The sequence below is a fragment of the Microcystis sp. LEGE 08355 genome (genome assembly GCF_015207185.1).
Taxonomy (GTDB): domain Bacteria; phylum Cyanobacteriota; class Cyanobacteriia; order Cyanobacteriales; family Microcystaceae; genus Microcystis; species Microcystis panniformis.
Genome location: NZ_JADEXI010000229.1, coordinates 1 through 6858, shown reverse-complemented (window position 1 = coordinate 6858; position 6858 = coordinate 1). Strand labels below are relative to the sequence as shown.

Annotated in this window: 9 protein-coding genes; 5 read left to right on the top strand and 4 right to left on the bottom strand. The window is 44.9% G+C overall.

The window, feature by feature from the left end; all coding sequences use genetic code 11:
* Positions 1-75: 75 nt before the first annotated feature.
* The 4 genes from IQ242_RS12855 to IQ242_RS12840 form a co-directional block, all read right to left on the bottom strand.
* Positions 76-519 carry a DUF3531 family protein gene (locus tag IQ242_RS12855; protein ID WP_002752631.1) on the bottom strand — a complete coding sequence of 148 codons (444 nt, stop codon included), beginning with the start codon at positions 517-519 and terminating at the stop codon, positions 76-78.
* 103 nt (positions 520-622) lie between these two features.
* A complete protein-coding gene (locus tag IQ242_RS12850; protein ID WP_193960241.1) occupies positions 623-1204 on the bottom strand; it encodes a CPBP family intramembrane glutamic endopeptidase in 582 nt (193 codons plus the stop codon).
* Entirely contained in the window at positions 1201-2259 is a 1059-nt protein-coding gene (locus tag IQ242_RS12845; RefSeq protein ID WP_193960240.1) for a DUF3326 domain-containing protein, read from the bottom strand. Before IQ242_RS12845 ends, IQ242_RS12850 begins: the two co-directional genes overlap by 4 nt.
* The gene (locus tag IQ242_RS12840; RefSeq protein WP_002734354.1) at positions 2256-2432 is read right to left on the bottom strand and encodes a hypothetical protein; all 177 of its coding nucleotides are present in this window, start codon (positions 2430-2432) and stop codon (positions 2256-2258) included. The genes IQ242_RS12845 and IQ242_RS12840 overlap by 4 nt, the downstream gene beginning before the upstream one ends.
* 663 nt (positions 2433-3095) lie before the next feature.
* On the opposite strand from IQ242_RS12840, the gene IQ242_RS12835 reads away from it, so the two are divergent.
* The 5 genes from IQ242_RS12835 to IQ242_RS12815 all read left to right on the top strand — a co-directional run bounded on the left by IQ242_RS12835 (position 3096) and on the right by IQ242_RS12815 (position 6600).
* Complete coding sequence (locus IQ242_RS12835) at positions 3096-3716, top strand: hypothetical protein (RefSeq protein ID WP_052275687.1); 621 nt, start codon at positions 3096-3098, stop codon at positions 3714-3716.
* A gap of 27 nt (positions 3717-3743) precedes the next feature.
* Entirely contained in the window at positions 3744-4934 is a 1191-nt protein-coding gene (locus IQ242_RS12830) for a PEP-CTERM sorting domain-containing protein (RefSeq protein WP_002762821.1), read from the top strand.
* A gap of 11 nt (positions 4935-4945) precedes the next feature.
* Entirely contained in the window at positions 4946-5407 is a 462-nt protein-coding gene (locus IQ242_RS12825) for a hypothetical protein (protein ID WP_002762822.1), read from the top strand.
* An 18-nt stretch (positions 5408-5425) separates the two neighbouring features.
* Entirely contained in the window at positions 5426-5632 is a 207-nt protein-coding gene (locus IQ242_RS12820; protein WP_002762824.1) for a hypothetical protein, read from the top strand.
* A gap of 413 nt (positions 5633-6045) precedes the next feature.
* Complete coding sequence (locus IQ242_RS12815; protein WP_193960239.1) at positions 6046-6600, top strand: Uma2 family endonuclease; 555 nt, start codon at positions 6046-6048, stop codon at positions 6598-6600.
* Positions 6601-6858: the final 258 nt, after the last annotated feature.

Here is a 6858-nt window from a genome sequence, read left to right as displayed (position 1 = left end):
CTCCTGTCTCCTGTCTCCTGTCTCCTGACTCGGAGAATACTGACTCCACCAAGAAACTTTTTCAGTAAACCCTAATTATTCGCTAAAAAGATAATTACTGCGATCGCTAACTGGCCAATCTTGATTTTCTCCCCCGATAATTAAACGTTTAATATCGACAAAATCCTTACTTAATTGGGTCAAGGCATTGATTAAAATATCTAAAGCAATAAGATCGCTAGTACCAAGGTCAAACCAACAACGTCCCCAAGTACCTAAGTATTCAAAATCGGTCATATTGTGCATCGGTGACATGAAGGCATTTTCGGCCATATCTGGATCGTATTCCATATAACTAATATCGATTCCCACCTCCTGTACCTGTAGGTTTTCGGCATTGAAAGCTCCTAATTTACCCAAATAAAACCAAGAAGCAAAAACTTCTTCTACATACTGCTGTTCCATATTCGAGGGAACCGTCGAAAATTCCAGCCAAAACCAGACATCAAAAGGATTAAATTCGCGAAATTGCACTTCCATTTTTTTTATAGGAGACAGGAGTAGTCACTGATAACTGATTACTGATTACTGATTACTGATAACTTCCCCACTGATAACTTCCCCACTGATAACTGATTACTGATTACTGATTACTATGCTGTAATTTCCAGAGAAAACTAGCGAGGAGATTGGTGATAACATGAGCGAGGATCGGGATTAATAAATTACCGGTGATGATGACGGTATAACCGAGGGCAAAACCGACAACAGTTGCCCAGATAACATAGGGCCATTGTTGGGAACCGCTAAAATGGAGGATACCAAAAATTAGACTAGAAACGGTTAAACCAAAGATATTTAAGCCTAAAGCTGGCAAAATTACCCCGCGAAATAATAATTCTTCACTTAACCCCGGCAGTAATCCAATCCAAATTAAATCAGGCCAAGCTAAAGGTTTAATGACTAATTGTAAGTAAGCGTTAGCACTATGGCGATAACTAGACCAAAAACGATAGAGAAGCCCACTAATTCCACTAATTGCCCCCGCTAAGGCTAATCCGAACAAGAAATCCGGGAGAGTCCAGCGAATGGCGGGAATAGCGATCGCACCGAAATATTGCCAAACTTTGGCGACTACCAGCAAGATAATCGCCGTTACCGCCATAATGGTGAGGACTTGTGTGCGTGTCAGGGGATCAAATTCGGAATTAGGGGAATTAGTCACGGATTCTCGGATAAACAGCGTAAAGAGTTTAAAGTAGGGCGAAGAGATGCTAGGTTAACCCCGGCCCGTTGACAAACGATCGCACCGATCGCCTCCATATACGAGTGTACCCTAATTGCTTTCACCCCTAGGGGTTCCGGGGCCACCTTCATTCTTGTACTATTTTCCTGTACGGAAATCAGTACAGTTTTTTCTTGACAAAAACTCAAAACTGTGCTAGAACCGCACGCACTGGCGGGAACGATCAGCGCGTCCACCTCCCGGCTCCAAATAGCATCGGGACCGGGCCGCTTGACCAATTGGGGGGCGCGACTTAAACCCACCAAAACGCAGGGTAAAAAAGTATAACCGATTTCTTCGGCCGCGGCCTTGGGGGAAAGTTGCGGATCGAGGGGCAGCGGACTTAAAGCGGGAGCGTGGGCCGCCGGTATTTGGAATTGTCGGACTACTAGATGGGAAATTACCGCCTCGGCCCCGGCAAGGGGATCCACCCCCTGACCATGGCGATAATTAGCCAGGGCCATGCTATCGGGATCGTCGGGAAAACGGGCAACAATGGCGATCGCTTCCGCCCGGCCCTGGTTAATCAGTTTTTCTGCTCCCCGCAGCAAGCTGTCGGGATTACCAATTGTTCCCCAACTGGCCCCAGAGGCTGCCTCTCGCAACTGCACATTTAAGGGGGCATCGGTGATAACGTAATCGGTCAGATCTAAGCCTAGGGTGGCCCGGACAGCATCGGCAGCCTGAAGGTGTCTTTGCAAGAGGTCAAATTCAATGGCGCAATCGAATAGTAACCCGATGCGATTTTGATGGACGGGACTTAATCCCCAATCCCCCCGGGCAAAACGATCTAAAGCGTAACCCTCCACATAATAGGTGTTGTCCAGAGGCCAGTACAGTTGTGCGCCATTAAGGACATTGGGATGGGTAATTAGGCGATCGCAAACTTCGGCGATCGCTCTGGCCACGGGAATGCCATCCCCAGCATAACCGCCAATCGCGGCCCCGATGCCGGTGGGAATAATTAGGACGGCGGTATAGGGACGGGAATTCACGAGGCAGTGGTGACAATCGCTTCGACTTTGACTTGATTATTCTCGGTATCCACTTCTGTGATTGCCCAACGCAAGGGTTCACCCCGTTTGGCTAATTCTTTTTCGATTTCTTGCTGCAGTTGTTGCGGGGTTTCCTGTAGGTCGATTTCGGCACTAATAAAGTGAGTGGTCATAGTCATAACTCCCGTGGATCATCTCATTTAGTTTACCGCAGTGGGGAGACCACTTCGTGAGCGTTGCGGGGGGGGAGTGGGGAGAAGACCGATAGCCGTAGTGTGACACCCTTAGGAATAGACCTCTTGTAAAAATCAAAAATTATCTTGGTTGGTTAGGAGTCAGCAGCCAGTAGCCAGGAGAATTAAGAAGGAACAGTAATCAATTAAACAGTCTATTTGGATATTTTATGCCACTTAATCCTTATTTTTAGCGTTTTTAAACCATCAAAAATCAATTGTGCCAGAGATTTAAGCATTAGCTTCAAAATAGTTAAGAATTATTCTCAACTATTAAAAAATATTGTTGATACTAGACTTGGCTAAAAAAAAGCCCTAGACTGAATGGTTGACAAGAAAATTAGTCTAGAGCCTGATTAAACCAAAGAAGCGATGCCAGTCGCTCCTTTAGCAGTGCATAGTTGAGGCTAAGTGATTACTAGAATCATTTAGCGCCAGCTTTGTCTATGTCTAAATTCTAGTCTTGACGTTATTGAGCGTCAACTTGAGTCTAAAAATCCTTTGATGGTTGGACACAGGTATTCTCTGGACTTTTTTGATCAAAGTTCGACTTAATTGAGATAATTTCTCATTTACTCTTTCCAAATCGTCAAGGAGAAGCAGATGTTATCTGATCCCACAGAATCCGAAAAAATAGATTTCCCCAAAACCCTAGATATCGCCACCGTTTGCGTTTATGGGCTAGGAATCCTCTCGGCGGGCTTATTTTTATTCCTGCCCTTCGTCAATCTCCTGCATCCGAGTCCGTGGCAGCGATGGTTAGGCACAATTCACGGTTTTGGCTCTTTATTAGCCCTAGTCGTCATTGTTTACGCAGGCCACCTCGCTTTTCCCCTGTTAAGAGGTTCTAGCAAACTCTTGCGGCAAATGCGAACCCTCACCTTCTGGGCTACCGTCCTCGCTTTTTTAGCGATCGCCACTGGTAATTTAGCCTATATGCGCTATCGGGCCGATTTAGAGTTTGGCGGTGCGCGGGCATGGCTAAAGGAAAATTCGCCCCTCGGTCAATACGTCCTCATGGAATACCACGAATTCAGCGTCCTTTTTACCCTACCCCTAGGCGTGGCCTGCACTTGGATTCTCTGGAAATACGGCGACTCAATTTTGGACAAAGCTAACCGACCGGTGTTAACAGCCACTTGCATTGCTCTGATGGCAATGATGTTTTTTGCTATGGGTGGTCTCGTTAGCGGCCTCGGTGTCGCCAAAATTCAGGCTCTGTAAACCCTTATTTGCTGATTCAACTCAAAAATGACTAAAATTCAACTTTCGCTCGTTCTAGCCACTGTTTTCGGCTTACATACTGTGTCTCCTGCCCTAGCGGGTTCGATGTATAAAATCACCGACTTGGGTACACTCAGCCCCGATGGTACGGATACGAGGGCAGCCAGCATTAACAACCAAGGTCAAATCGTCGGTCGTTCCCGCACTGCCGGTAATACCGCTTCTAGTGGCTATATCTGGGAAAACGGTACGATAACGGCTTTACCCCTTACTGGCCCAGTTAATGGCGGCACCCCCGTCACTCTCCCCGGTCGCGGTGGTTTATCTCGTTCTATTAATGACGCAGGGATGATTGTCGGTGCGGGAGATGAAACCGCCGGACCCACAGACCGGGCGTTATTGTGGACTCCTAACGGTTCCGGGGGTTACGACCTCAACATTTATAACTTTGGTGGCCTGGAAAGTTATTTTATCGACATCAACAACAGCAATCAGATTGCTGGTTATCATATCTTTGAAACCAATCGAAGAAACGCTATTTTCTGGGAAGATGGTACGCGCATCAACTTACCTAGTCTTGACGGCGATCAAAATTTTGGTTTAGCCATTAATGACAATACCGAAATCGTTGGTTATGTAGACTCCGATGGTGTAGTGGACGGAACTAATGTCTACAGTGCTGCTTTTTGGGAGCAGGATGCCAATGGTAATTTTGTCCTGACTAATCTAGGAATTCCCAACGGATTCGCCCAAAGTTTTGCCCGAGATCTTAACGAAAATGGCTTAGTTATTGGTCAAGCGACTAATGGTTCAGGAGCCACTTTAACCTCTAGTGGATTCCTCTGGGATAACGGCAATTTGATTAATTTAGGCAGTCTTGGTGGTACGCGAGGCGATGCTTTAAGTATTAACGAATCTGGTCAAATTGTTGGCTTTTCTAATCTTGCTAGTGAAGTTGCCCATGGGACTCTTTGGCAAGAAGGCCAGTTATTTGATTTAAATAATTTAGTCATTAATGGTACGGGTTGGGTTTTAAATCAAGCCACGGGCATTAATGGGCGTGGCCAAATTATTGGTTTTGGCACTTTTACTAATGAATTGGGAGAAACGGAAACCCGCGCTTTTCTCCTAGAATCTGTACCCGAACCTAGCACCATTATGGGACTTTTAGCGGTGGGAATTTTGGGTTTTACACAGTTACGAACTCTTAAAAAATAGGAGCAACTCTCATGACACAACCCTATGTTGATAGCCCTTGGTACGGTAAAATCTGGGCTTTTGTACAACAATTTCCCCAAGGTTTAGCCCAAGGTGCCAAACGTTCTCCCGCTACTTCTGGCCCTGCAGCTGCGGCAATTATTAGCGCCGCAATCGGTTGTTGTTTAATGATGGTTTCTCACCATTTTTCCGATGCAGACCAGACAAAAACCGTAGAAACTCTGCTCTGGAATTTAGGGTCTTGGATTCCTGGCAGTAAAAATCCTAGCAAAATGTGGGGTAATATTGGCAGTTATACCGGCAAAGAAACTATGTTATTAATTGGCTGGTTAATCAGTTGGCCTATACTCCATTATCTCTGGAAAGATCGCAAGATTAAGGCTAAAACAATTCTCTTTTGGTTTTTCGCCCTCATTATTGCCGCCACCGCTATGTCATGGCATCCTATCTTTCCTTATTTACCCTTAACTTAAACTTATGGAGGTAACAAAATGGATGTTCAAATTAGAAAACTTTCCTCTCGTAAAATGCACAATATCGTCTGGATTTTAGTGGGAGTTTTTGGTTTATTTGCTATTACTTTTCCTCTGTCTATGTGGCGAGTCAGCAATATGGAAAAGTTTCAAGGTTCTCATGTTAAATCTTTACCAGTGGAAGGAGAAGTGAATTGCAAATCTTCACGGATTACAACTAAATAAGGGGCTGGCTTAATACTAAGCAAGACAGTTTCAGCTAAGAAGGAAAAAATGTCATATCCTGTGGAGGCAAAACATCAAATAGTTGTTGAAAAGGAGAGACAATTTCTGAATTTTTGGCTGAGACTAAAACCCCCTTTTCAGAGATTTTATCTACTCCAAGTAATCTGGTTAAGCTGTACTAAATTTAAACTGAGTATTGGAAATTTGGCTCTTCTGGTTTCTGTGTGGAAACGAGGTCTATACTGATAGTTTCTTCCGCGGCTCGACTGAGCTTCGCTGAACGTAAAAATAGCCCTAAAAGTCTTGCCCGATAAGCATTTCACGATTCCATAAGCAAAAATTATCACACAAAGAATAGGAGAGCCAGAGCCGTTCTCGTACTATGATTAATAGTAGGCTTTCCCCTAGAGATTATGATCGCAGTTCCCAACTACATCAGTCCCCAAGAATATCTCGCTATCGAGCGCCAGAGTCAGATCCGTCATGAATACCGACGTGGTTTGGTTTACGCGATGGCCGGCGGTACGGATAATCACGAGCGCATCGCCTTCAATTTTCTCAAAGTCATTGACGAACATTTCGGCGACTCTACAGACTGTCGGTTTCACTCGGGTAATGTCAAGGTTAACTATCAAGATCAATTTTATTACTATCCCGATGCTTTTGTTACCTGCGATCCGCGCGATCGCCAAGATCGTTATCTGAAACGCTATCCGAAACTGATTGCGGAAGTGCTTTCCCCCAGTACGGCCGCTTTTGACAGGGGCGAAAAATTCCAAGATTATCAACAGATAGAAACTTTAGAAGAATATGTATTAATTTCCCAAGAAATCCAGCGCGTGGAATGCCGTCGTCGTAATTCTCTGGGGATATGGGAAACGACTATTTACGAGACAGGCGATCGCGTGATCCTGTCAAGTATTAACCTAGAGTTAGCCATCGCCGATCTCTACCGGGGAATAGATTAAAATGTAAACCACTCTCAAGGTCGTTGAGAGCTTGCTGTTTCCATGGGAATGGATAGATCGCATTTAGTTTATTTGTACTAACTAGGGCTTGCTGAATCAATCTAAAAACCTTGTTGGATAAGGCTTTTAGACTTTTTTCCCCTCAAAAAGTGCTGATCATTGGAGTGATCGGGGGTAAAATCCCTGGACTTTTTCCCTGAAAATTAGGTAACTGACCCTCAAAATCGGTAAAACCCTACACCCCACACCCCACCTGCC

Coding starts and splice junctions, on each gene's coding strand:
- IQ242_RS12830 (WP_002762821.1), top strand. CDS start 3,744: ATGACTAAAATTCAACTTTCGCTCGTTCTAGCCACTGTTTTCGGCTTA.
- IQ242_RS12835 (WP_052275687.1), top strand. CDS start 3,096: ATGTTATCTGATCCCACAGAATCCGAAAAAATAGATTTCCCCAAAACC.
- IQ242_RS12820 (WP_002762824.1), top strand. CDS start 5,426: ATGGATGTTCAAATTAGAAAACTTTCCTCTCGTAAAATGCACAATATC.
- IQ242_RS12855 (WP_002752631.1), bottom strand. CDS start 519: ATGGAAGTGCAATTTCGCGAATTTAATCCTTTTGATGTCTGGTTTTGG.
- IQ242_RS12815 (WP_193960239.1), top strand. CDS start 6,046: ATGATCGCAGTTCCCAACTACATCAGTCCCCAAGAATATCTCGCTATC.
- IQ242_RS12840 (WP_002734354.1), bottom strand. CDS start 2,432: ATGACCACTCACTTTATTAGTGCCGAAATCGACCTACAGGAAACCCCG.
- IQ242_RS12825 (WP_002762822.1), top strand. CDS start 4,946: ATGACACAACCCTATGTTGATAGCCCTTGGTACGGTAAAATCTGGGCT.